We start from the raw sequence: 21,568 nt of genomic DNA, 5'->3' as shown, positions 1-21,568 counted from the left end.
AGCCCCGCCCTTTTTCAATTTTCCAATAAATAGGAGCCTAGCATGGCTGCGGGGTCTCTTGTGCTGTCCGATGACAGCATTGTCTCACGTATCGATCGGTCTCTGCTCAGGGTCGAATATGCAATGATCCTGGTCGGTGGCCTGACGGTCTTCGGTCTGATGTTGCTGGCGGTCTTTTCGGTCGGTGGGCGGAATTTTCTGAACGCGCCGCTGCCGGGATATGTCGACTGGATCGAACAACTCATGCCCGTTATCGCGGTGTTCGGCGTGTCCTATGTGCGCCGGGAAGGCGGGCATATCCGCATGGACATCGTCGTCGGGGCGCTCAAGGGGCGGGCCCTTTGGCTTGCCGAACTTGCGACCACACTCGCAATCTTGCTGGTCGCTATGCTGCTTCTTTGGGGCAGTTGGGAGCATTTCCTGCGCAGTTTCGACATCAGCCAACCGATGTGGAGCCGCGACAGCTCAATGGATATTGGCTTGCCAATCTGGCCCGCGAAACTGGTGGTGCCGGTCGCGCTTGGGGTTCTGGTGGTTCGTCTGTGTTTGCAGCTGTGGGCCTATAGTCTCGCCTTCAAACACAATCAAGCACGCCCAGTCGCGGTGCCGTTGCTCGCAGACGTGGCCACACAAGCAGCGATGGAGGCCAAACAGGTCTCAAGCCGCGAGCAAGAGGAGGCGAACTGATGGAAGCTCTCGATATCGGGATTTGGGTGACCTGCTTTCTTCTGGTGATGGTCATCCTTGGCATGCGGGTGGCCTTTGCCGCCGGGCTTGCAGGCATTGTTGGTCTGATCGCCATCTTCTGGGCGCGCAAGGACTTTGCCGGGGACGAATTTGGATGGGCCCTAAGTGTTGCCGTTGGAACAGCGGGACAGGTGCCCCATGCCAAAGTAGCCAGTCAGGCGCTCAGCCTCATCCCGACCTTCATCCTGATCGGCTATATGGCCTATTACGCAGGGCTGACAAAGGCCCTGTTCGAGGCAGCCAAGCGTTGGATCGCTTGGGTGCCAGGGGGCTTGGCGGTCTCGACCGTTTTCGCCACCGCTGGGTTCGCGGCGGTCTCCGGGGCTTCTGTGGCGACATCGGCGGTGTTTGCGCGGATCGCAATCCCCGAGATGCTGGCAATCGGATACAACAAGCGCTTTGCGGCGGGGGTGGTGGCCGCTGCGGGCACTCTGGCCTCGCTCATTCCACCCTCGGCCATCCTCGTCATCTACGCCATCATCGTCGAGCAAGATGTCGGCATGCTGCTTTTGGCGGGCTTTGTGCCCGGCGCGTTTTCCGCGATTGTCTACGGCCTGATCATTGTGGGCCTTGCGATGACCATCAAGAACTTTGGTCCGGCTGTCGGAGGCTTTACCTGGCGCGAACGCTTCTCGGCGCTCCTGCCGGCCCTGCCGATCGTCGCCGTGGTCGTGATCATCCTGTTTTTCGTCTACAACCCGATACCGGGCGAGGTCGCAATCGGCGGCAGCGTCATAGACATCCCGTTTGGTGGCGACAGTTGGGGCACGCCGACCGAAGGCGGCGCGATCGGTGCTTTCATCGTGTTCCTGATGGCCCTCTATCGCGGCATGCGCTGGTCGGAATTCCGCGATGCGCTGGTCGAGACCGCCAAGCTCAGCGTGATGATCTTCACCATCATCTGGGGCGTTTTGATCTACGTGCGCTTCCTCGGGTTTGCTGATCTTCCGGGTGCCTTCGCGGACTGGATCACATCCCTGACCATGTCGCCCATGCTAATCCTGATCTGTATCCTGCTCGCCTATGCGGTGCTGGGCATGTTCATGGACGCGATTGGCATGCTCCTTCTGACACTGCCGGTGGTGTTTCCTGCGGTGATGGCGCTCAATGGCGGGCTGGATGTGTCGGCGGCCGACAGCACCTTCGGGATGTCGGGTCCGATGTGCGCGATTTGGTTCGGCATTCTCGTCGTCAAGATGGCCGAGTTTTGTCTAATCACCCCGCCCATCGGCCTGAATTGCTTCGTGGTGGCCGGGGTCCGTGACGATCTCAGCGTACAGGATGTGTTCCGCGGTGTGATGCCCTTTTTCATCGCGGACGCCCTGACAATTGCCGGGTTGGTTGCATTTCCGGCAATCGTCCTATGGCTGCCTAGTCAGGTTTGACGCGCGAAGGTCGGAGGAATAACCTCTAGCCCGTTTTGGTACCCAACGGGCTAGAGGTGAGGGTAGCAGAAGGAAGGCTGGTGTTTGCGTCCCTTATGAACAAGGCTATCCGAATGTCAGCTTCGGCGATTTTCCCAATTTTTGCCGCACTTTAGCGAATTCACACTTTCCGCCGCCCCTTCCTAACTCACCCCGTCGTCACGAGCGACGACCCCTCCAGACACCCCCTGGGAAGCCGTACCAACCCGCCGGTGTCTTTGATCCGATATCCGGTCTGCATTCTCCGTCCGCTCCGGTACCGTGTCGCCGTCACGATCTGGAACTCGGTCCCATCATCTAGCTTCAGGGGGTTCGCTAGTCTGATCGTGTCGCCCTCGTTGTAGGTCGGGATGTCGGCCCAAGCGCGGCAGCGCTTGCGCCAGTCATGGGCGTAGCTGTCAGGATCTTTCAACTCGGAGAGGCGGTTCAGCAGGCTGACAGGCGCCCGTGCCTGAACCGGCCCTGCGCTTTCCTCCATGTCCTTGTAGCCCCAGCAGCCCTGGTCGAACGCGGTGAGAAAGATCGCCGCGAAGGTGAACGATCCGTCTTCTTTGGCTTTGTACGTAAAGTCTTCGATCTCACTGCCGTCCTTCATGGAGACGCGCACGGCCGCGTACCAGGTCGTCCCCACCTTTGACGCGCAGATCAATTCTGTTGTCCGGTCTTCGGTCTCGAAGGTGCAGAGACGTTCGATCTCTGCTTTTTGGTCCGCGTAGGTTTTCACGCGTTGGTCGGTGTAGAAAAGCCAGCCCATGATCGGTCCTCTTGATGTTGGGAGATTCCGCAAGCCGGTACTCTCTTTTCAAACACCGCGGCGGTCACACGGGTCAAAGGCCGCCCCGATCCGGAGCGGCCCTCGTGAAGGCTCAGCCTGTCTGGTTGCGCGCGGCGATCCAGTCCTGCAAGCCGAGGATCGTTCTGCCTGTTGCGACCTCGTTGACCCACACATCGCGCGGATCCTGCCACAATGGGTCCGGCTTCAGATCGATGTGACCGTTGGCCATCCACGGCTCGGGCCGGATTCGGCCAAGCCAGTCCGCAAGGCTCGGGATGCGCCCCTGACAATCCTCCTTCACGTGCTGCTCGCCTATGAAGCGTGTCGGTATTTTGCGTCCGTCGGAATTGGTGAGCGTAGCGCCAAAGATCCGCTCGGCTTCGAATACGCCGAATGTGTTATGGCGAACGGCTCGGTGGGTGAAGAGGGCGAGATGCGCTTTCGACGCATCGAACCAGCTATGCACCGCAAGGTAGTCGGATGGATCGCCACCGTATTTCCGGGCCGAGCTTTCGGCATGATGAAACGGATGGGCCATATCAGAGCCCCTCCTGATAGGTATTGCAGGTTTCGGTGTACCGCATTGTGTGATCGAGCGTGATGCTGTCTTCGGTCAGGTCCCATTCGACGGATCCGTAAGCGCCATCGTTGTTCTCAAACCCGGGGTGCTGATCATACGCGACATCCCACGCGAAATCTTTCAGCCGGTCCATGACATCTTCGGGCACCTCGCGATCCGCAGGTTGGTCCGTGATGTCTCCCACGTGGCCGGAATCGCCAGATCCTTCATATTCGGCGGTGATTTCGGTCAGTCCGATCTCCCGCAGCTGCTCAAGCAGGGTCGCCCGGTCTCCTTTCAGCTTCTCTTCGCGCTCGAGACGCCATTTCTCCATCATCGTGATCGCCTCGCCGATGATATCGGTCTGATCTGTCGCCATAGCCTGTCCTCTCTCGTCGGGATGGTGGATGCCCATGACAAAAGCCGCCCCGATCCGGAGCGGCTGTCTGAGGCGTTTGTTCGCATGGCCTCGATCAGCCCGTCATTCCCGCGCGGAAGATTGCCAGAGCCTCCTCCGGTGGCAGGAGATTGAGGATCGTCCCATCCGGGTGCTGCTCCCGGATCTGCGCCGCGGTCAGGTCCACCTGACCGTGATGCTTTATTTCATAGAGGACGTGTCCCTTTGTCTTGGTGAACAGGACCTTTGTGCTGACCAGCCGCGTGTAGTCCTTCTTCATGAGATGATCGTTGAGCAGGCTGGCGCAGTGCATCTCGAGATCGGTCTCGCGCTCTTCCTCGGGATTGGGTCCGAAGCCCATCTTCCATTTCGGCAGATTGGCCCGGCACCACGCATTGGCGCGGGCAAACGCCTCATCATCGCCGTGAAACGCGTCGCAGCCGCCATGCCCATCGTTCGACACGATGCCGATTTTCTTGCCGTCCACGTAGAGATTGGCCTGGTAGCAGTTCGTCTCCTGGCTCGCGAACTCGGAGTGTTTGATCGCTTTCAGCTCGATCTTCATGACATGTCCTCCCAGTGTCCTGATCGGTGGGGAAGAGGCAGATCGGCGCGTCCGACCTGCCCAAGATGGTCTCGCGACCCCCGCAGGGATCACCCAAAGGCGAAGCGGCCTTTCCCCTCTTTTCCCTGCCCCGCGTCCCTCACGCGCCGCTCGGAGCGGCGGCCCCCGATTTGATCCGGGCGACGACCTCTGCGGCCTCCGGTCCCACGGGGACGAAGACCCGCAGCTGGTGGGCAATGATCTCGGTGAAGCACCCGGCGCCTTTCAGGGCCGACACCGCGCCCGGTGCAAAACCCTGCACCTCCAGCCGAGGCGCTCCGGCCACGCGCCGGGTGCAAAGGGTCATCCCCTGCCCCAGATCGGCGCTGGCCTCGCCCGATTGCGCGATGGCCACGATATCCTCGGGCCGGTCGGTCTGCCCGGCGCCAAAGCGTCCGCGCAGCACCACAGCCTGCTGCGGCGTGATCGCCCGCCCGATGAGCGAGGGATGATCTTCGGGCAGCACGCGCCAGATCCGCTCGTTGTCCGAGGGGATCGATGTCCAGATCGGCAGCAGAAGCCCTGTGAGAAGCACGATCTCCTCGGTCTGCGAGGTCGGCAGATCGGCCACCTCCGCGTCCCAGAGCGCCACGAAGCGCCCGGGATCGACGGGCTCCCAATGGGACTTGCCGAACTCCTCTTCCAGAACGGACCAGCGCCCCGTGGGCCGCCGCAGCTCGCGCAGGTCTGCAAAGCTGTCATCGTCATAGACGGTCTGGGGACGTTTCGAGATCATCGCCACCTTGCCCGAGGCGGCGTTGCGCATGGGCGCGAAGCGCGATCGGTAGTCGGACAGGATGCCCGCGCCCGACGGGTAGGTCAGGCGGCTCTCGGTCTGAAGCGTCACCATGCGCGTCACCGAGCCGCTTTTGGGGCAGGTCCAGAGATCGTCCTCGCCGGTGACCCGGATGCGGTCCGCCCGCAGGGTCTCGATCCCCACATCGAGCGTCCCTCTGGCCCGCGCCGCCTCGGTCTGCGCTTCGATCCGCTCGGAGAACGCCGCAAAGAGCGCGTTCTGCATGTGGATCGGCAGCGCCAGAAGCCGGTTCAGATAGCGCTGGATCGGCGGCAGATCCTCGAGCATCACGCCTTCGCGGTCGGTGAGCTTCAGCGCCGTCCACTCGGTGAAGGTGTCGTAGCTCATGGCGTCGCACCGATCCGAGGCCAGATCCCGGTAATGGGCGATGAGCGCCCGCCGTGCGATGGGGCTTTCGAGATTGTCCGAGGCGCGAAACATGTTCTGCGATCCGGTCTGGCGCTGGCCACGGGTGAGCGCGCCAAGCGTGTCGAGGCGCCGGGCGATGGTGGAGGTGAAGCGCTTCTCGCCATGCACATTGGTGGTCACCACCCGGAAGAACGGGGCGCTCACCTGGTTCGAGCGATGCGTGCGCCCCAGCCCCTGAATCGCCGCATCTGCCCGCCAGCCGGGTTCCACGAGATAATGCCGCCGCCGCGCGGTGTTCCCGGCTGTGCGCGCCGCGTGATAGGAGCGCCCGGTGCCGCCCGCATCCGAGAAGATCAGGATCTGCTTTGCGCCAGCCATGTAAGCTGCGCTTTCTGCTGAATTGGCCGAGGCCGAGCGGGGGGCGATCTTCAGCTGACCACTGGCCGTCCGCACAGGGCGCTTCGAGCGGCCCGTCACCTCCGCCACGCGCTTTTCCCCGAAATGCCAGATCAGACGGTCAAGCACCGAAGGGATCGGCGCGATGGTGTAGATCTCATTGAGCGCAGCGTCGCGCAGCGCCACCGCCTCGCGCGAGATTACGCGGTTGCCCTCCGCATCGAGCAGCGGCTGGCTGATGGTTTGGCCGTCGACCTCGATCAGCTGATGGGCCTCGACCGGAAACGCCGTCTCGAGCCAATGAACCACCGCGCCCTTGGGCGTCAGATGCGCCTCGGTCAGATCATCGCCCGCCTCAAGCCTGTCAAGCGCGCGGTCGAGATGGCTCTCGCCGGTGGAGACGATCTGGATCACCGGTGCCCAGCCCTCTGCCAGATCCGCCTCCAGAGCCGGGATCAGGCTGCGCGCCTTGAAGCCATTCAAAATATGGGAAAAGAAGCGTTGCTTCATGCTCTCGAAGCGCGAAAGCGCGCTGGCTTTGGCCGCCGATGCGGAAATCCCGGCCTCCTTGTCCTCGATCCCGGTCGCTTCGAGCGCCTTGCGCAGGTTCTGGTGGATCACCTTGAACGCCCGGCCAAAGGCGTCATAGACGCGGGTTTCGTCCTCGGAGAGGGTGTGCTCGAGGATGTCATACTCGACGCCCTCGAAGCTCAGCGCGCGGGCGGTGTAGAGGCCCAGGGCTTTGAGATCCCGCGCCACCACCTCCATCGCCGCCACACCGCCGGCTTCCATGGCCGAGACAAAGTCTTCGCGCGAGGCGAAGGCGTAGTCCTCTCCTGCGCCCCAAAGGCCGAGCCGCGTGGCATAGGCGAGATTGCCCACATGGGTGGCGCCTGTGGCCGAGACATAGAGCACGCGGGCGCGTGGCAGAGCATATTGCAGCCGCAGCCCCGCAAGGCCCTGCTGGGAGGGTGCGGCCCCCCTGCCCTCGCTGGAGCCTGCCGCATTCTGCATGGCATGGGCCTCGTCGAAGATCAGCGCGCCGTCATACGCGCCGCCCGCCCAATCGATGATCTGCTGAAGCCGCGTGTTTCCGCTCTTGCCGGTGCTGCGCAGCGTCGCATAGGTCAGAAACAGGATGCCGCGCGACAGGGTGATCGCCTCATCGGGCTTCCAGCGGTCGATGGGGTGAATATCGGCCGGGGAGCCACCCAGATCGGTCCAGTCCCGGATCGCATCTTCCATCAGCGTCTTGGTCTTGGAGATCCAGATCGCGCGCTGCCGACCGGCGAGCCAGTTCGACAAAATCACGCCCGCCGCCTGGCGTCCTTTGCCAGCGCCGGTGCCATCCCCCAAAAAGAATCCCTGCCGGTAGCGCACCGCTCCGTCGGCGCCCTCGCCCGCAGGCTCGGCGCCGGTCCAGTCCTCGGCCACGGTGAAACTGCCCGGCAAGGTCCGCGCATGGGCGTCTTCCGCCATGATGATGGTCTCGAGCTGCGCGCCCGAAAGCGCGCCATTGCCCACGAGCCCGCCCGGCAGGCTCGGGACCACATGGGGCAGAGGCGGCATCACGGCGGCCATGGCGACGCTTTCCACCAGCGGCGAGGGGTGATCGACGGCGCCCGCGATCTCGATGCGCTGCGGCGCGTAGCGGGCGTAGATCTCCGAGACCGCCACGTTCTCGCCCGGCGTCTCCCTCTCGCGATAGGTGAGCGGTGCCTCCACCGCCCGGGGCGCGGGTGTCGCTGCCGGTGTCACCTTGCGCACGGGTGTCCACGCCGCCCGGGCCGTCTGCGGGACGGGAGCGGTCTCGGGGCGCAGAAGCGCGGCATCGATCTCCGCACGCGCACACAGCTCGCGGTCCATCACCTCCAGCGCGGCGCGCAGGCCATCGACCTCATGCAGATCGATCTGCGTCCCGCCCGGGGTGCGGTCGGCGACAAGCAGCGCCGTATCCACGCTGGTGCCCATCTTGCGATAGACGATCCCCGGCAATCCCAGATGCAGGCGCGGCGTGACGATCTCGGTGAGCCGTCCCCAAAGCGCGCTCTGACGCCGCTCGCAGGCGCCGCGCGGCAGGATCGCCACGAGCCGCCCGCCGGTGACCAGACGCTTCGCCGCCGAGATCGCATGGCGCAGCGCAATCGTGGGGTCTTCCTTGCGGGACACGCTCGACGAGAAGGGCGGGTTCATCAGAACGACGCTTGCCTGCTGCGCGCTCTGAAGGAGATCATCGATATGCTCCCCGTCATGGGCAGTTGGCCGTCCCCCGAAGAGGATCTGCAAAAGCGCGGCCCGGAAGGGATCGATCTCGTTCAGCATCAGCGTGGCGCCGCTGCGCTGAGCCATATGCGCCAGCGCGCCAGTGCCCGCCGAGGGTTCCAGCACGATATCGCCCTCGCCGATTCCGGCGGCCACCGCCGCCACATGGGCATAGGGCAGCGGGGTCGAGAACTGCTGCAAGCGGATCTGGGTCTCCGAGCGCCGCGTCTCTGTGGGCAGGGTGCGGGCGAGCGCTTCAAGCACCGTCAGCCCTGCTTTCGGCGCGGTGACCTGCCCTTCCTTGCGATCTGACAGGATCGTGGCCGCCTGCATGACGTCATAGGCCCGGCGCCAGGACCAGGCCCCGGCGGCATCGGTGCCGCCCGCGGCGGTGGTGAGCCGGGCCGAGAGCGTGCCCGCGTCAAGCGTGCCGTTCGTGATATCACCCGCGATCTGGGTGAGGAGACGGATCAGGGTCTGGCGCTTCATCGGATGTCCTTTCCGTGAGGGATCAAGTTCACGAAAAAAAGGCGCCGCCTTTGCTCTCTCTGGAGCGAGGCGGCGCCATCTGCGCACCGGGTCAGACCATCTCGATCTCGGCCTCTTCCTGCGGTTCAGACGCGGTGTCGTCCGGCTCTTCGAACGGGATGTCCTCGTCGAAAGACACATCCCCGGTCTCCGCGTCGTCCTCGAGGCCGGTGAGATCCGTCCTCTGGCCGTCTTCCGCCTCGGGCAGGCGCATCGCGTCCGGGCACCAGCTTTCGACGGCGGCGCGCTGTTCCGGCGTCAGCGTCGCGAAGGGCGCGGCGAAGAGCTTGTCGAGATAGTCGACGATCTCGCCCTTCTTGCTCGAGGCAAAGCGTTGCGCTTCCTCCGGCTGTCCAAGATCGCGCTCCAGAAGTCCCAGCAGATCGCTCTTCTTCAGGCGTCCGAAGAAGGCTTCGCCGGTGGGGCGCCAGACCGCGCGGAGATCCGGGATGACCTGCCGCGCCACATGGGCGAGCAGCTCTTCGCCCCGGCCGAGAGCCGAGGGCTGGATCGCCTCCGCGAGGGCCACCGCCGCGATCTGCGCCTTCATGCCGGCATCCAGTGCCCGGAAACGGTCGAACCGCTCCGACATGGGACTGGGCGTGTCTGCATCCCACCAGGACAGGTCGAGCCCGGCCCGGAGCGCTTCGAGCGTCTCGCCGGGGCGCGGATCGATGCCCTCGGCTTTCGCGTGGGGGCGGACTGCCACCGTGCCGCTGATGCCCATGGCGTAGGAGACCCGGGCGGTGCGGCCCATGAGATCAGCGATGATCTTGAAGAGCAGAAGATCCTGCGCAATGTCCGGAGCGCCTGCCAGCGCCGCGCCGATCACCTGGGAGCGCTCGCTCTTCAGGTCATCGGTCAGGCTTTGTGAGTAGCCAAGGGGCTGCGGTGCATCGGGCGCAAGCGGCTCCGCCTCCCCTGCCCCGCTGGCGGCACTGCCGGTCTTCTCGCCTGCACCGGGCAAGTCTTCGGGACGCACCAGGCCGGCGATCAGTTTGATCTGCCCCCGCTCCCACGTTGCGATCACCCCGCCAAGGGCCAGATCTTCGTCGCTGTAGCGCGAGACGAGATCTTCGTATTCGGCTTCGAGCTGCTGCCACTCGGCTTCCAGCGCATCGAGATCGCCCTCGGTTCCGTCGAACATCTCCTCGATCTCTTCGATCTCGGCCATCCGGTCGGCGATCTCACTGGCGCGCGGGCCGGCCTCGTCGCGGTCGATCTGCGCGGGATAGACCCGGCCATACGGGCGCAGATCCTCGTACTCCACCGTCCGCCGGCCTTCCGCCCAGGCGAAGCCCAGCCGCTTGCGCTCCGCTTCGGCCGCGTTTTGCAGACGCTCGATAACAAGGCTCTCGACAAGCTCCTGATCGGTCAGCACCGAGTCTTCCTCGATGAGGTCTGCGGCGATCTCGCCATCTTCCGCCCGGTAGGCCTCGATGACCAACTGCCCGATAGGATCGCCGATCTTCACGCCGCGCTCGGTCAGCTTGTTGCGCACCATGTAAGCCGAGACATACTGATCCTTCAGATCGTCGAAGACCGCCTTCTGCACCTCGGTATCGGGATGCTCGGCATAGGCCTTCATCACATCGAGGGTGATGTCCTGCGCCCGCGCGGCGGCGCGGATCTCGGGGTGAATGCGGCCATAGCGCAGGCGTTCCACCACACGCCGCCGCTCGACGCCAAACATCTTCGCGATGCTGTCAGGGTCGTGGCCGCCCTCTTCCATCATCCGCGCGAAGGCTTCGAACTCATCGATGGGGTTCATGGGCTTCTGGGTGACATTCTCGGCCACCGTAATCGCCGTGGCCCCCGCCACATCCTCAGGGATTGCGCGGCAGGAGATCTTCGAGGTGAGGGTCCAGCCCTTCGCGCTCTTGTCGTCCGCCAGCATCCGCAGCGCCGCGAGCCGCCGGCCCCCGGCGATCACGCCCCAGCTCTTGCCGGTCTTCTGCACGATGATCGGGTTCAGAAGCCCCAGCGTCGCGATCGAGGCCGCGAGCACGGCGATGTCTGCGTCCTCATAGGTTTCAGGAGCGCCGGCCCGTGCATTCAGCGGGTGCAGGTCGAGGGTCTTCAGCGCAATTTCCATCGGGGTCAGGTCAGCCGATTTCGTCATGGTCCGTATCCTTCATCTCTCGCGGTCCCAGTGCCGCAAAAAAACAAAAGGCCCCCTTTCATCTCTCGATGGGGGACCGTTCGTCTTCGCGGTGGTGGTGGGATCGGCGTGCTGCCCTCCCCGGTTACGCGTTCGGGAGAGGTCAGCCGTGGATCTCGTCGGCATTGACGAGGTAGTGGTCTGCCAGGATCTTCTTCTGGCCGGTCCGCAGAACCCGGATCTGGGCCAGATGTCCGCCCCGGATCCGCTTGGTCACGAACCGACCATTGATGTGGCAGGCGTAGTCGCGGGGGATCCAGCCTTCGACCATCACCTTCACGCCGCCGACGATCCGGATCGAGCCGACATCCACGGTGCCGACACGGCAGGTTTTCCCCCGGATCACCTGATCGCGAAACCTCTGCGGCTCATATTGGCGCAACATCTGTCTCTCTCCCTCGCTTCCTGATGGTCCCAAAGACAGAAAGGCCCCTCTTCTCTCTCGAGGAGGGACCCTTCTGGTCAGCGCGGCAGAAGCGCTCTGCGCGACCTCACCACTCGCCGGGGAGCAACAGCGTCAGGACCCGCGCCGTCTGGTCCGGATCGGAGGGGTCGTCCGACCCGAATGCGTAATTCCGGTCATGGGCATCGAGTTTCCACCAGACCTTCGTGCCGAACACTTCGACCGCGCCGAAATCGTGATAGCCATCGGGATCATTGTCCGGATCGAACTCCGCAGCCCTCCCGACCATCGGGCGGCAGGCCTCGACGGCGAGCCGTCCCAAAGCCCTCACGCCCGGCGTCATCACCATCTGGCCCTCAAGCGCCGGGATCCCTTCCGGCCAAGCGGCTCCAAGACAGACATGGCGGCGGAACGCATCATTCTGGCTGGCCACCTTCCGGGGATCGATTTCGGTCAGGGTGTCGGTCATGGTCTCTCTCCTCTCATCTGAAACCACCACGACGAGGCGCCGCCTCTTCACTCTCGAAGGGCGACGCCAAGGATGGGCGATAGGGCTGTTACAAGGGACCGGGTGTGCCAACGGGCCAGGAGGCCCGCGAGGACGAAGATCCCCGCGAAGCCTGTGGCTCTCCCGATCAGGGGGCATCCTCACGCACCTCCCCCTCAGTCTCAACCGTCCCCTCTTCGAGGGTCTCGAGGGACTCCACCCGCGCGCCCAGCTTGATTGCCCGGGCGGCATAGGCCGAGAGCGGCACGTAGCTGAGAGCGTGCCACGGGGGCAGGTCTGGCTCCCGTCCCACCGCCACCATTGGCAGCGACATGATCCGTTCCGGCCTGTCCACCGTGGTCGTGTCGATCAGGGGAAGGCCTGCGCGCCTGAGAACCCGGGCCGTGGCCAGATGTTCCAGCCCCCCTGGATGGGACAGCGTGCAGCCCTGCCCGAAGTGAACATAGGCTCCGCCGCGCCCGACCGAGATATAGGCCCCGGTCGTCGAGAGGGCGTTGCGGATGATCTCCATATCTGAGCGAATTTTGCCATGTTCGCGTCGGCGTGCCTCGGCCACCTCGCCCGCATCCCGCAGCGCCTGATGGGCCCACCATCTCTGGGCGGCGCCGCGCAGTTCCCGCAGAATCCACGTCTTCATGACACGCCCTCCTCAAGGCACAGGAGCGCTTTCAGCTCGGCAAAGGCGGCGTCTCCGCGACGATCGCAGAGCGCGTGCAGCCGCTCTGCCGTCTCTTCCACGCGCGCCTGCACGGCCTTCAGCAGCGAGGGGCGATAGGTGGTCAGAGGCGCGACAAGCAGGTAGCCCGATCCGCCGGGGTCGGATTGGCAGGGCCGGATCGAGTGGACCTTGAAGCTCTGTCCCTGCGCTTGCTGAAAGACCCTGGCATCGAAATAGATGCCCTTCGGCTTCTGGGCGTAGGTCAGATAGTTGATCCGGCCGGGCTCGTAATAGACGTGGAGTTCCCGGATATGCGTCGGGGACAGCCGCTTTGTGTGAACGAGGGTGGTTTTGGACATGGCGTGGTTCCTTTCCCAAAATGTGAAAACCACACGGAAAAAAGCCCCCTTCCCCTCTCGGGCCGGGAGCTCTTCCTCGCTGCGATGCCGTTGACGTCCGGGTGCTCCCGTCAGCCTCCCGGGCAGGTCCCCGGTTGCGCGATCCTGATGATCGGTCTCAGGCAGCCTCGGTGACCCGATCTGACGTCAGAGGATCTTGCGCCTTGCGCCCGGACTCCGAGGCTGCCACGAGATAGTCGACGGCGCGCTGGGCGTGGGCGGCGGCGGTGAACAGAAACCGCCGATCCCCTCCAAGAATTTTGAGCCAAGAGCCGATATAAGCTGCGTGATTTTCGATATGATCACCGGTAAAGCCGAGCCTTTGACCCAATAGAACCGCCGCGAACTCCACACAAATCTCCTCCTTCGAATAAGGCTCATTTCCAAAGGAAGACGCGCCAAAGCTTCTGTTCAGCCTGCCCGGCGATTTTGTGGCATGGGATAATTCATGTGCCCATGTCGCGTAGAACAGATTTGCGGAGTCGAACCGTTCGAATTCCGGCATTCGAACCAGGTCGAGATCCGCAATATAGCAGGCCTGATTGCCGCCGAACCGTGTCTCGATATCGATCGCCTCGAAGAACTCTTGCAGTTCCGGGATCGGCTCAGCTCCCGCTTTCGGCATCGCTTCCGGCTCCGGGTGCCACTCCGCCTCCAGCCCCTCGATCTGGGCGGCGTTGAAGACGCGGTAGGACTTCAGAAAGCGGTAGCCGTCGCTGTCCACTGCGGCCTCCTGCCCCTCGCCTTCGCCGCCGGCATCTCCATCCGCGCTTTCCCGGCGTTTCCGGGCGGTCCCATAATAAACCACCAGCGAGGACTTCTCGCCCTTGCGCACATGGGCATCGAGCTTTTTGGCCTGCTGGAAGGTCAGCCAATAGGGCGAGCTGTAACCGTGGATTGCGGCGCGGATCCCCAGAAGGAAGGCATTGATCCCCTGATAGGCGTCGCCGGTCGAGCGCAGCGGCATCCCGCCACCGGCGATTTTCCACGGGCGCCGCCAGGGCATTGTGCCTGTCTGCAGAAGCGCGATGATTTCGTTGGTGATTTCCGTCGCCGGATCGGTTTTGCCGCAGGTTCCCATGGGCCCCTCCTGTCTTCGGGTTTCATGTCCCAAAGACAGAAAGCTGGCTTTTCCCTCTCCCAGCCCGACTGCCAGGCCAAAGCGCGGCCCCCGCTCCTGAGCCGTCCGGCCGCCAAAGGCACCCGTTTACAGGATTACCTCCGGCGACAGTCTGCGGCCAATTCCGGGCACCCTTTTTCTAATCAGCGATCTGTGGCACTTATCCAGACGATGCAAAGACCCGCTCCGGGTCTCTCGAATGAACCAGGTAAATTACATGACCAAAGACTTCGATCTCGACGGAATGGATCTTCAGGAATTGAAGGCTCTCCAAAAGGCCGTCACCAGAGCAATTGACGGGTTTGAAGACCGCAAGCGCGCGGAAGCTCTGAAGGCCGCGCAATTAGCAGCAAAGGACCATGGGTTTGATCTCAATCAGCTTATGGCGGAGACCAATGGCCCGAAAACCCGCCCTGCCCTGCCGCCGAAATATCGCCATCCGGAAAACCCGTCTTTGACCTGGAGCGGTCGCGGTCGCAAGCCGCGCTGGATTGCAGAGGCTCTGGAATCTGGACAGTCGCTCGACGACTTCCTGATCGCGGCCTGATCTCCGGATCACGGAACTGATTGACCCTTTCGGGCCGCGGACATGAACTGTACGACAGTGACTTCGCGGCCGTCCCGGACCATGGCGCCCGCAGAGCGGATCAGCGTCCTTCCGTTGGACGTTCGGTCCAACAACTCGCCCGTTATGAGATTGCCGGTTTCGCTTGAGATGATCGCTGCTCTCTCCACGGGGGCTCTTTGTCGGTCCTGTAGTGCAGAGGCCCGATCCTTATCCTTGGATGGTCAAGGTCGACGTCGCCTCAGCTGCTTCGAAGCGAACGTCCAAATCTACGAGATCAGGTAGATCGTCATTTGGACGAACCGCTGCGACAGAATGTGGGTGACCTGTACGGGGTCTGAAGGTTAACCCCGGTGACGGCTCCGCGACACACAGGGCCGGGTGCTGGGTTCGGAAAGGAACGCTTGCTATAATTATAAAAGTAATTACGTTAGGCATTGCAAATGCAGTTTGAGTGGGATGACGAGAAGAACCAACGGAACATCGAGAAACACGGAGTCAGTTTCGAGCTGGCCATCCAGATTTTCGATCACCCCCGTTTGGATCGTGTCGACGACCGCAGAGACTACGGGGAAACACGCACCATCTCTCTGGGCATCGTCGAGAACGTCGTCGTGCTGACCGTTGTCCACACCGCCAGAGATGGGCGAACGCGCCTGATCTCAGCACGGCGGGCCTCGCGGAAAGAAAGGGCGCTTTACTATGCCAAAATATGACAGACCCCTGTCCCCGAAAGAGCTGGCCGCGCTGGAGGACGAGGATATCGATTTTTCAGACCAGCCCGAATTGACTGAAGATTTCTGGTCGACCGCTAAAGTGGTGATGCCTGTGGCGCGCAACCTGACCCAAGTCACCGCGAAGTTCGACAGCGACGTCGTCGAGTGGTTCAAACAGCAAGGCAGAGGCTACCAGGCCCGCATGAACGCCGTCTTGCGATCCTACTACGATGCGCATCGCCAGTGACGACGCAGAATGTTCGTTATGGTGAATTAGATCTAGGGGTGGGAAATGATCCGAGAACTCCAATTGGAATTCCCGATCTTATGAGTCGGTTTGGAAATCGGGGCGAGCCGAAATACCGTCTGCTAGCAACCCCTCAAGATACTCCTCAACCCCAAAACATAAAATCATAGAACCTCCTATTCGATCTTACGAGCGGAGGTTCAAAAGGGCTTCAAACCACTATTAACGCTAGCTTATTGGCGGGCGTGGGCAAGGGGGATTTTTTGCATACTTTGAGCTGAACCAAAGCGCATTGCACGGATTAAGCTACACTTCCAACTTTTTTACTACTGAGATTAGGGCTCAATATGGTCTACAAGGGGTTTAAAACCTGGGGCTTGTTTAATCCAAAGATCCAACCAAGAATGATCATAATTATAGTCTAAAGTCGCAATTGAACGTAGGTTACTCGATGATTTGATAGTCGGAGGCAAATCCCCCGACGGTAATGGGTTAATGCTTGGATAGTTAAAGTTGGGATAACCTTTATATAAGCTAGCCATTCTGGTTCCACTCTCCAGAGGGAAGAATTGATCCCAAAATGCAAACAATTGATCAAGATTAGCCCAAATTTTGTCAATATATGCGTGATGCAACCAGAAGATTGGGTCAAAAGGAGATTCTGCAATTCGTGATAAATGCCCCAACGTGTTCGGACTTGAAGAACGCCCAACCATTCCATGAATTGCATTATGCATTCCACCTGGCGAAATAGAACCTGTACCTTGCTCAATGGAGTCTGAAAATGCAGGCTTTGATGAATCGTCACTAAACCAAATAACACCAGTATTGTTTGCAATTGCATCTTGCAAAAAACCTTTGAAAAAGCGCTGAATTTCCTTCGATAGAGAGCCGAGCTTTCCATCAGGGTTAAATCTTTTCAAGTTTGCAAAATAGTTGGTTTCACCTAAATCCGCAGCTGTTTTCTGAAGCTCTGAAAGGGTCAGCTCGATTGGAACATCATTTACCCCACTTTCGTCAAACCAAGCCCAATAGGGTAACGGCATCCCTAAATCTTCTTCAAATTCGGCTAAAAAAGCTCTATGCCAGGGTAGAAAGTTTTCAGAGTTATGATGTCTTTTGGCAACTTTGTGTAGTAATACAAAATAGTGAATACACGTCACCTTAGTATATTTTTCTCCCAAAAAGCTTCCTACTTGCTGCTGGCCAGATCCTATTACATTTGAAAGCGAAGGCACTTCTGTTGAAATACTAGTCGTCGGGTCGATGGGACTATCAAAAAAATTGTCTATGAACGCTTGCTGCCTCGCATTTGGCTTTTTTACAACAAGATTGTTGATGAAGTTGGTTTGAAACATCTTTGCAACGTTCGAGTCTTTAATATTTTGACGAATTATCATAAAACCTCACAAACTATGATGCTGGCCTGAGCTGAAGATAAGCGCATCTTCGGAAGCATTCTCAGAAGATTCGCTGTCAACATTTGAAAGGCCAAATGCGTCAATTAGTGTGTCAACTAATTGGCTATGTTTTGGCATATTGTTAGACACTGGTACACTTCTTTCAGGCACACCACCCAATGCCCTTTTTAATTGCTCACCATATACTTTTTTAGCCTCCTCTTTGTCTATTAGGCCCGCCTCCACAGCATCTTTTAGACGCGAGCCAAGACGATCAACATTCTTCACACCTTGTTCGCGCTCAGCCATACGTGAAGCTGCAAGCGCGACCTCTGACCTTGCACCATCAGCGTATTTTAGAGCCTCCTTGAATGCTTCAATCGTGTTCTTTTGCGTTCCGTCAAGGCCAGTAATATCTCTAAAAATATCGGGCTGAGTAATCGCCGATATCAACGCAGATGTCCCCTGATAATCAGGTGCGGCTGGCACGGCCTGCATATTAATTATCGGTTGAGAGAAATCTGTTGGTGTTGTGTCGGCGGGGTCAGCGCGGCGAGTGTCAGTGGAAACGGGATTAATGGGGGTAATATTGCTTTCACACGGCGCATCCCAGTCCACGGCGCGGGAGTGGTCAATTTTCTCACGAAGAATACACTTGCCCAAATAGGCTTCCATGTGCACTGCGCCAGTAGGAACTGAAACAGTTGTTGGTTGAATCGGCGTGTCTGAAGTGTAGTGGTCGAGTAGCGTTTCACCATCTTCGAGATCAATCATTCCATCCGTTAATTCATCAAATCCAGGCGCTAATTCGAAGAGAAGGGCACAATCACTGACCCCGACGAAGTTTCCTATAATATCTCTGACAGTTCTGCTTGGGTCGTTGGGAACTTTAATCGCATCCAATAACATATTTAGATGGGATGGTTCATTTTGAGCGAGCTGCTGTAAAATGGCCTCTGTCGCGCTAACCAGATTTGTATTGAGCACTTGAAGCAACCGGTCTCTAAGGATGATATCTGTTTCAACTGGGTCCTCGAGCTCACTCGGACTTAACGGAGTTCTCACCAGGACAGTGTCTCCTAAATCCAAATCATCTCTTATCCGATTAGAGGAAAACAGAAGATCATTCCTAAAATCTGTGGAGTATTCAAATTCCCCAGAATGGAAAATCACTTGTGAACCTTCTGGCAACACGTCGCCAAGAGACACCTCATTTCCCGTCTCATCCGCAAGATAAAATTCCAAATAGGCTATATCGGAGCGTTTAATATGATTTATTGAGCCGTTCAAATTAAACGCAACCTTGATGAAACCGTCATTGTTCAGTTTCGTAAGTGCCGTTGAATCAATGGGTAAATTAATTGGGGTATGATTTTTGTTTCGCGCACGAACATAGACATGTTTAGCAAGTTTTGCCGCGAGAAGTGGAGCAATATGTTTTTGATAATACTCTGCTCGTCCTTCTTGGATTTTCTCCCAACGATCTAGTAGTTTTTCAGCGTGAATAATACCGAACCATCCCCATCTGTCTTTTATCAAATCAGAAATGGTTTGGTTTGCTTGTGGTGCTCCAAATTGACCTAAATCAGGAGACGCGATCCGAAATTCAGCTTCAACTGTTCCATAAATATCGTTTAATGTTGCGTCTGCGAACCTTCCTTGAGGCAACGATGAACTGGCATATTGGTTCATTATGCGCTCAATCGCATCAAATGCAGGAATGAGTGAGTAATGCACCGCTGGCTCAAGGTATTTTCTCCAGCGAAGAACTTTTAACTCGTCAAACATTGAAGCGACAAACGGAATTGCAACCGTCGGAACAACGCCGACAGGAAGGTGTTCAATTTCGTATCGACTGTTCACTTCCTTCACAACGAGATGCATGGCGTGCATTCGATTGTAGTTCTTTATATTCTCTGTCACGGCAGAAACTGCTTCTTCTTGCGAAACTTCGTGGGTAACAGTAACGGTTTGTGAGCGAAGAGATTCAGCCGCCTGAAACGAATTATCACGCAATTTTTGGCTGGCTTGGGCGGTCATGTCTCTACTTGAATTCTGAGACGCAGAGGATTTAGTTTTTGAAAAACCACCCGATACACCTACATTAACTGGAAGGCTTCCTAGTGGCGCGCTTACGCTTGCAGAAATACTTGCCGTACTTGAAGTGGAATTCCCTTTCATCGCTTCTCGAACAGTTGCCTTTTGTATGTCCTCAATGTCTCGGGAGCGCGACATCGTACTGCTTAAACGCTCGATAGCCGTTCTTTCTTCTGAACGGGAAGTTCCTTCGTTTCGTTTCCAGCTAACAGTAGCAATCTGCTTTTCTTGGCATGGCAAGAGCGTCGAGGTGTATGTAACCTTTCCAGCGCAAGGGCCTTTATATTTAACCCGTTGAGAAAAATGTATCGCATGTAAAAAGTACGGCTCGCATGCTTGGCGGATCGTTGGCGTTAAATCCCAGTCGATGGGGTTGTCACAATCCATTTCATACCGCACTGGAACGGTATCTCTGATCGCACCATACGCTGTTGCGAGTGCTGACAAGGTATGACGCATATAATTAGCCTGCACCATTGTTCCCGTTAACTGCATTGTCGCAGGTGTTGGAATTGGAACGCGGCTAAACTCCTCTAAGGTGAGAGCCGGTTCCCCAACCATTCGCACGGTCTCTTGCATCTCGGATTGAGCTGAGGTTTTCCCCGCTGAGCGTGCCACTCGGGAGCTTAACTCTTCGACTTGCGCATCTTGTGCGTGACCAACTGCTGGAGTGGCAACAGCATCTTTCGATGAAGGGGACCAGTCATCAACTGCTTTTGTTTGCGCTTCCTTCAGCTCTGCAATTTCGGCTTCAGTAAGAGGCTTTGTTTCAACGATATTGAATTTTGATACATGGGGTGGTCGTACTTCACCAGTATCTTTGTCCAGAACACCTAGTCGAACAAACTGCACAAATCTTTGTTCATTCACGAGCTCGCAGTCTTCCAAGTAAAAATCGCAAAAATCCCGTTTTTTAGGGATAGTGTTCGGAAGCTTGTCTATTAATATTGTGATTTCGTTTGGATTAGTTGCGTTTTCCCATGCGATTTTGATCGGATCACCTTGTCGTTTATGGATTGTAACAAAAAGGGCGACAACATTCTGCGACCAATTGCTTGGAACTCTAAACTCAACCACGCCAAACTTGTCCGATCGTGAATGTCCCAAACGGGATGAAGCGTCAAAAAGCTCTTTATCAGTTACTGCAGGTGTAAAATTTCCACTTGCAACCCACAGAGAAACCCACTGACTTTCAATATCTCCTGCATCTGTTGCAACTAAATACGCTGTAAGTTTCATATTGCTCTCCAAAAAGTCTACTGCTCGCAGAAGTAATAATATTACTTTCAATACTCCCCAACTCTGGGTCGCCTGGAACTATATTTCTCCGCCTCCTGCACGATGACGGGCTGGTGACGCCATTGGGATAGTGCAGGGCAATCGGGACGTTGTATCTGATCGCCCTATGGGGTCTGACCTCGTTGTAGTGTCTACACCAATCCTCCAGATTTTCGCGGGCATCGCTGAACCTCGATGCTTTCATGCTATTCCGCTCCTCTCCCAGCCAGGGAGATCTAGCGGAAAAATCCAGATTCAATCGATCCAGTTTTCAAGGAATCAAATTCTTAAAGCACTAAATTAGCATAATTTTGATCCAAATACAAAAAATAATCGAAGCGGGTGAAAAAACGGTCGGTTTTGATCCCTCTCACGCCCTCCAACGACACAAGGGCATTCTTTGGATCATAACCCCGGTGCAAAACCTTTTGTATTTTGAGACGTTTCTGATACCGTCAAAACATGATCGTCGGATACGCCAGAGTTTCAACAGAGGAGCAGAACCTTGATGCTCAACTGGACGCGCTGAAGGCGGCGGGCGCGGAGCGGATCTTTTCTGAGAAAATCAGCGGCACCGCTAAAGCGCGGCCCGAGCTCAACCGCTTGCTGGATCAACTTCGGGTCGGCGATGTTGTCCTCGTGGCTAAGTATGATCGTTTAGCACGATCTCTCCCCAAGCTGCTCGACATCGTCGCAAACATCGAAGCCAAGGACGCTGGATTTCGGTCCCTGGCCGAAGACATCGACACCACGACCCCAGCCGGCCGCCTGGTCTTCCATGTCTTTGCGTCCATCGCACAGTTTGAGCGGGAACGCATCCGCGAGCGCACCCTGGAGGGTCTGAAATCTGCCCGCGCGAAAGGTCGTGTTGGGGGAAGACCCCCAGCGCTGACACCTGATCAGCGAGGAGAAGTTCTGCGCATGAAAGCTGAAGGCCGCGCGGTCAAAGACATTGCGGCGATATTTAAAGTCAGTTCGGCAACTGTGAAGAGGGTGAGGTAAGTTGGGTCATTGCGGATATTGGTCTTTACGATAAAGCCCCGTTGCAAGCTCGTCAAAACTAACAAATTGTCGATGGTAGAAATGACGCCTCGGATAGAGGCGGCGCGGGGGGATTGCCAACTTGTACTGCACCGATTGTAAAAGTCCTACGCGGATCC

Annotated in this window: 20 protein-coding genes; 6 read left to right on the top strand and 14 right to left on the bottom strand. The window is 58.4% G+C overall.

All coding sequences use genetic code 11. From position 1 onward, the window contains the following. Positions 1–42 precede the first annotated feature (42 nt). Together FEV53_RS13330 and FEV53_RS13325 are read left to right on the top strand one after the other, a co-directional pair. Positions 43–687, top strand: a complete 645-nt coding sequence (locus FEV53_RS13330) for a TRAP transporter small permease subunit (RefSeq protein ID WP_142835317.1) — start codon at positions 43–45, stop codon at positions 685–687. Continuing rightward, complete coding sequence (locus FEV53_RS13325) at positions 687–2,132, top strand: TRAP transporter large permease (RefSeq protein ID WP_142835316.1); 1,446 nt, start codon at positions 687–689, stop codon at positions 2,130–2,132. Before FEV53_RS13330 ends, FEV53_RS13325 begins: the two co-directional genes overlap by 1 nt. A gap of 187 nt (positions 2,133–2,319) precedes the next feature. Here the strand turns inward: FEV53_RS13325 and FEV53_RS13320 are convergent, their stop codons facing one another. From FEV53_RS13320 to FEV53_RS13270, 11 genes are all read right to left on the bottom strand, one after another. After that, positions 2,320–2,925, bottom strand: a complete 606-nt coding sequence (locus FEV53_RS13320; protein ID WP_142835315.1) for a DUF6927 domain-containing protein — start codon at positions 2,923–2,925, stop codon at positions 2,320–2,322. A 112-nt stretch (positions 2,926–3,037) separates the two neighbouring features. After that, positions 3,038–3,484: a DUF6915 family protein gene (locus tag FEV53_RS13315; protein ID WP_142835314.1), complete on the bottom strand. Its 447-nt coding sequence runs from the start codon at positions 3,482–3,484 to the stop codon at positions 3,038–3,040. Between the two features lies 1 nt (position 3,485). Then, complete coding sequence (locus FEV53_RS13310; RefSeq protein WP_246100818.1) at positions 3,486–3,884, bottom strand: DUF6878 family protein; 399 nt, start codon at positions 3,882–3,884, stop codon at positions 3,486–3,488. A 94-nt stretch (positions 3,885–3,978) separates the two neighbouring features. Then, the gene (locus FEV53_RS13305) at positions 3,979–4,467 is read right to left on the bottom strand and encodes a hypothetical protein (protein ID WP_142835313.1); all 489 of its coding nucleotides are present in this window, start codon (positions 4,465–4,467) and stop codon (positions 3,979–3,981) included. Between the two features lie 139 nt (positions 4,468–4,606). Continuing rightward, positions 4,607–8,818, bottom strand: a complete 4,212-nt coding sequence (locus tag FEV53_RS13300; RefSeq protein ID WP_185962203.1) for a strawberry notch-like NTP hydrolase domain-containing protein — start codon at positions 8,816–8,818, stop codon at positions 4,607–4,609. Positions 8,819–8,909: 91 nt separating this feature from the next. Further along, positions 8,910–10,979, bottom strand: coding sequence for a ParB/RepB/Spo0J family partition protein (locus FEV53_RS13295; RefSeq protein ID WP_142835311.1), 2,070 nt, complete (start codon positions 10,977–10,979; stop codon positions 8,910–8,912). 142 nt (positions 10,980–11,121) lie between these two features. Next, on the bottom strand, positions 11,122–11,403 hold the full coding sequence (locus tag FEV53_RS13290) for a hypothetical protein (RefSeq protein WP_142835310.1): 282 nt from the start codon (positions 11,401–11,403) through the stop codon (positions 11,122–11,124). A 106-nt stretch (positions 11,404–11,509) separates the two neighbouring features. Beyond that, the gene (locus FEV53_RS13285; RefSeq protein ID WP_142835309.1) at positions 11,510–11,890 is read right to left on the bottom strand and encodes a DUF3768 domain-containing protein; all 381 of its coding nucleotides are present in this window, start codon (positions 11,888–11,890) and stop codon (positions 11,510–11,512) included. Between the two features lie 166 nt (positions 11,891–12,056). After that, positions 12,057–12,566, bottom strand: coding sequence for a hypothetical protein (locus FEV53_RS13280; RefSeq protein WP_142835308.1), 510 nt, complete (start codon positions 12,564–12,566; stop codon positions 12,057–12,059). Next, positions 12,563–12,946 carry a hypothetical protein gene (locus FEV53_RS13275; RefSeq protein WP_142835307.1) on the bottom strand — a complete coding sequence of 128 codons (384 nt, stop codon included), beginning with the start codon at positions 12,944–12,946 and terminating at the stop codon, positions 12,563–12,565. The genes FEV53_RS13280 and FEV53_RS13275 overlap by 4 nt, the downstream gene beginning before the upstream one ends. 157 nt (positions 12,947–13,103) lie before the next feature. Then, entirely contained in the window at positions 13,104–14,066 is a 963-nt protein-coding gene (locus FEV53_RS13270) for an ArdC family protein (RefSeq protein ID WP_142835306.1), read from the bottom strand. A 256-nt stretch (positions 14,067–14,322) separates the two neighbouring features. Here FEV53_RS13270 and FEV53_RS13265 point away from each other — a divergent pair, with 256 nt between their 5' ends. The 3 genes from FEV53_RS13265 (at position 14,323) to FEV53_RS13255 (ending at position 15,633) form a co-directional block, all read left to right on the top strand. Then, the gene (locus FEV53_RS13265) at positions 14,323–14,652 is read left to right on the top strand and encodes an H-NS histone family protein (RefSeq protein ID WP_142835305.1); all 330 of its coding nucleotides are present in this window, start codon (positions 14,323–14,325) and stop codon (positions 14,650–14,652) included. 461 nt (positions 14,653–15,113) lie between these two features. After that, positions 15,114–15,386 carry a BrnT family toxin gene (locus FEV53_RS13260; protein WP_142835304.1) on the top strand — a complete coding sequence of 91 codons (273 nt, stop codon included), beginning with the start codon at positions 15,114–15,116 and terminating at the stop codon, positions 15,384–15,386. Then, complete coding sequence (locus tag FEV53_RS13255) at positions 15,373–15,633, top strand: BrnA antitoxin family protein (RefSeq protein ID WP_142835303.1); 261 nt, start codon at positions 15,373–15,375, stop codon at positions 15,631–15,633. The genes FEV53_RS13260 and FEV53_RS13255 overlap by 14 nt, the downstream gene beginning before the upstream one ends. A 335-nt stretch (positions 15,634–15,968) precedes the next feature. Here the strand turns inward: FEV53_RS13255 and FEV53_RS13250 are convergent, their stop codons facing one another. Genes FEV53_RS13250 through FEV53_RS22120 form a run of 3 tightly spaced genes read right to left on the bottom strand, consistent with a single transcriptional unit; the run spans position 15,969 to position 20,613 of the window. Next, positions 15,969–17,033 carry a tyrosinase family protein gene (locus FEV53_RS13250; protein WP_142835302.1) on the bottom strand — a complete coding sequence of 355 codons (1,065 nt, stop codon included), beginning with the start codon at positions 17,031–17,033 and terminating at the stop codon, positions 15,969–15,971. 6 nt (positions 17,034–17,039) lie between these two features. Then, a complete protein-coding gene (locus FEV53_RS13245; protein ID WP_142835301.1) occupies positions 17,040–20,369 on the bottom strand; it encodes a hypothetical protein in 3,330 nt (1,109 codons plus the stop codon). Next, entirely contained in the window at positions 20,323–20,613 is a 291-nt protein-coding gene (locus FEV53_RS22120) for an integrase core domain-containing protein (RefSeq protein WP_142835300.1), read from the bottom strand. Before FEV53_RS22120 ends, FEV53_RS13245 begins: the two co-directional genes overlap by 47 nt. A 257-nt stretch (positions 20,614–20,870) precedes the next feature. On the opposite strand from FEV53_RS22120, the gene FEV53_RS13235 reads away from it, so the two are divergent. Beyond that, positions 20,871–21,410 carry a recombinase family protein gene (locus FEV53_RS13235; protein WP_142835299.1) on the top strand — a complete coding sequence of 180 codons (540 nt, stop codon included), beginning with the start codon at positions 20,871–20,873 and terminating at the stop codon, positions 21,408–21,410. The last annotated feature ends 158 nt before the right edge of the window (positions 21,411–21,568 follow it).

It is taken from the genome of Palleronia caenipelagi (genome assembly GCF_007004065.1).
In the GTDB taxonomy this organism is placed as follows: domain Bacteria; phylum Pseudomonadota; class Alphaproteobacteria; order Rhodobacterales; family Rhodobacteraceae; genus Palleronia; species Palleronia caenipelagi.
This window is presented reverse-complemented; position numbering and strand designations above follow the sequence as displayed.

Bases quoted from the DNA above. Each gene is read 5' to 3' on its own strand.
- FEV53_RS22120 (WP_142835300.1), bottom strand. From the start codon at position 20,613: ATGAAAGCATCGAGGTTCAGCGATGCCCGCGAAAATCTGGAGGATTGG.
- FEV53_RS13260 (WP_142835304.1), top strand. From the start codon at position 15,114: ATGCAGTTTGAGTGGGATGACGAGAAGAACCAACGGAACATCGAGAAA.
- FEV53_RS13265 (WP_142835305.1), top strand. From the start codon at position 14,323: ATGACCAAAGACTTCGATCTCGACGGAATGGATCTTCAGGAATTGAAG.
- FEV53_RS13250 (WP_142835302.1), bottom strand. From the start codon at position 17,033: ATGATAATTCGTCAAAATATTAAAGACTCGAACGTTGCAAAGATGTTT.
- FEV53_RS13295 (WP_142835311.1), bottom strand. From the start codon at position 10,979: ATGACGAAATCGGCTGACCTGACCCCGATGGAAATTGCGCTGAAGACC.
- FEV53_RS13315 (WP_142835314.1), bottom strand. From the start codon at position 3,484: ATGGCCCATCCGTTTCATCATGCCGAAAGCTCGGCCCGGAAATACGGT.
- FEV53_RS13275 (WP_142835307.1), bottom strand. From the start codon at position 12,946: ATGTCCAAAACCACCCTCGTTCACACAAAGCGGCTGTCCCCGACGCAT.
- FEV53_RS13305 (WP_142835313.1), bottom strand. From the start codon at position 4,467: ATGAAGATCGAGCTGAAAGCGATCAAACACTCCGAGTTCGCGAGCCAG.
- FEV53_RS13235 (WP_142835299.1), top strand. From the start codon at position 20,871: ATGATCGTCGGATACGCCAGAGTTTCAACAGAGGAGCAGAACCTTGAT.
- FEV53_RS13325 (WP_142835316.1), top strand. From the start codon at position 687: ATGGAAGCTCTCGATATCGGGATTTGGGTGACCTGCTTTCTTCTGGTG.
- FEV53_RS13255 (WP_142835303.1), top strand. From the start codon at position 15,373: ATGCCAAAATATGACAGACCCCTGTCCCCGAAAGAGCTGGCCGCGCTG.
- FEV53_RS13310 (WP_246100818.1), bottom strand. From the start codon at position 3,884: ATGGCGACAGATCAGACCGATATCATCGGCGAGGCGATCACGATGATG.
- FEV53_RS13300 (WP_185962203.1), bottom strand. From the start codon at position 8,818: ATGAAGCGCCAGACCCTGATCCGTCTCCTCACCCAGATCGCGGGTGAT.
- FEV53_RS13290 (WP_142835310.1), bottom strand. From the start codon at position 11,403: ATGTTGCGCCAATATGAGCCGCAGAGGTTTCGCGATCAGGTGATCCGG.
- FEV53_RS13280 (WP_142835308.1), bottom strand. From the start codon at position 12,566: ATGAAGACGTGGATTCTGCGGGAACTGCGCGGCGCCGCCCAGAGATGG.
- FEV53_RS13245 (WP_142835301.1), bottom strand. From the start codon at position 20,369: ATGAAACTTACAGCGTATTTAGTTGCAACAGATGCAGGAGATATTGAA.
- FEV53_RS13320 (WP_142835315.1), bottom strand. From the start codon at position 2,925: ATGGGCTGGCTTTTCTACACCGACCAACGCGTGAAAACCTACGCGGAC.
- FEV53_RS13270 (WP_142835306.1), bottom strand. From the start codon at position 14,066: ATGGGAACCTGCGGCAAAACCGATCCGGCGACGGAAATCACCAACGAA.
- FEV53_RS13330 (WP_142835317.1), top strand. From the start codon at position 43: ATGGCTGCGGGGTCTCTTGTGCTGTCCGATGACAGCATTGTCTCACGT.
- FEV53_RS13285 (WP_142835309.1), bottom strand. From the start codon at position 11,890: ATGACCGACACCCTGACCGAAATCGATCCCCGGAAGGTGGCCAGCCAG.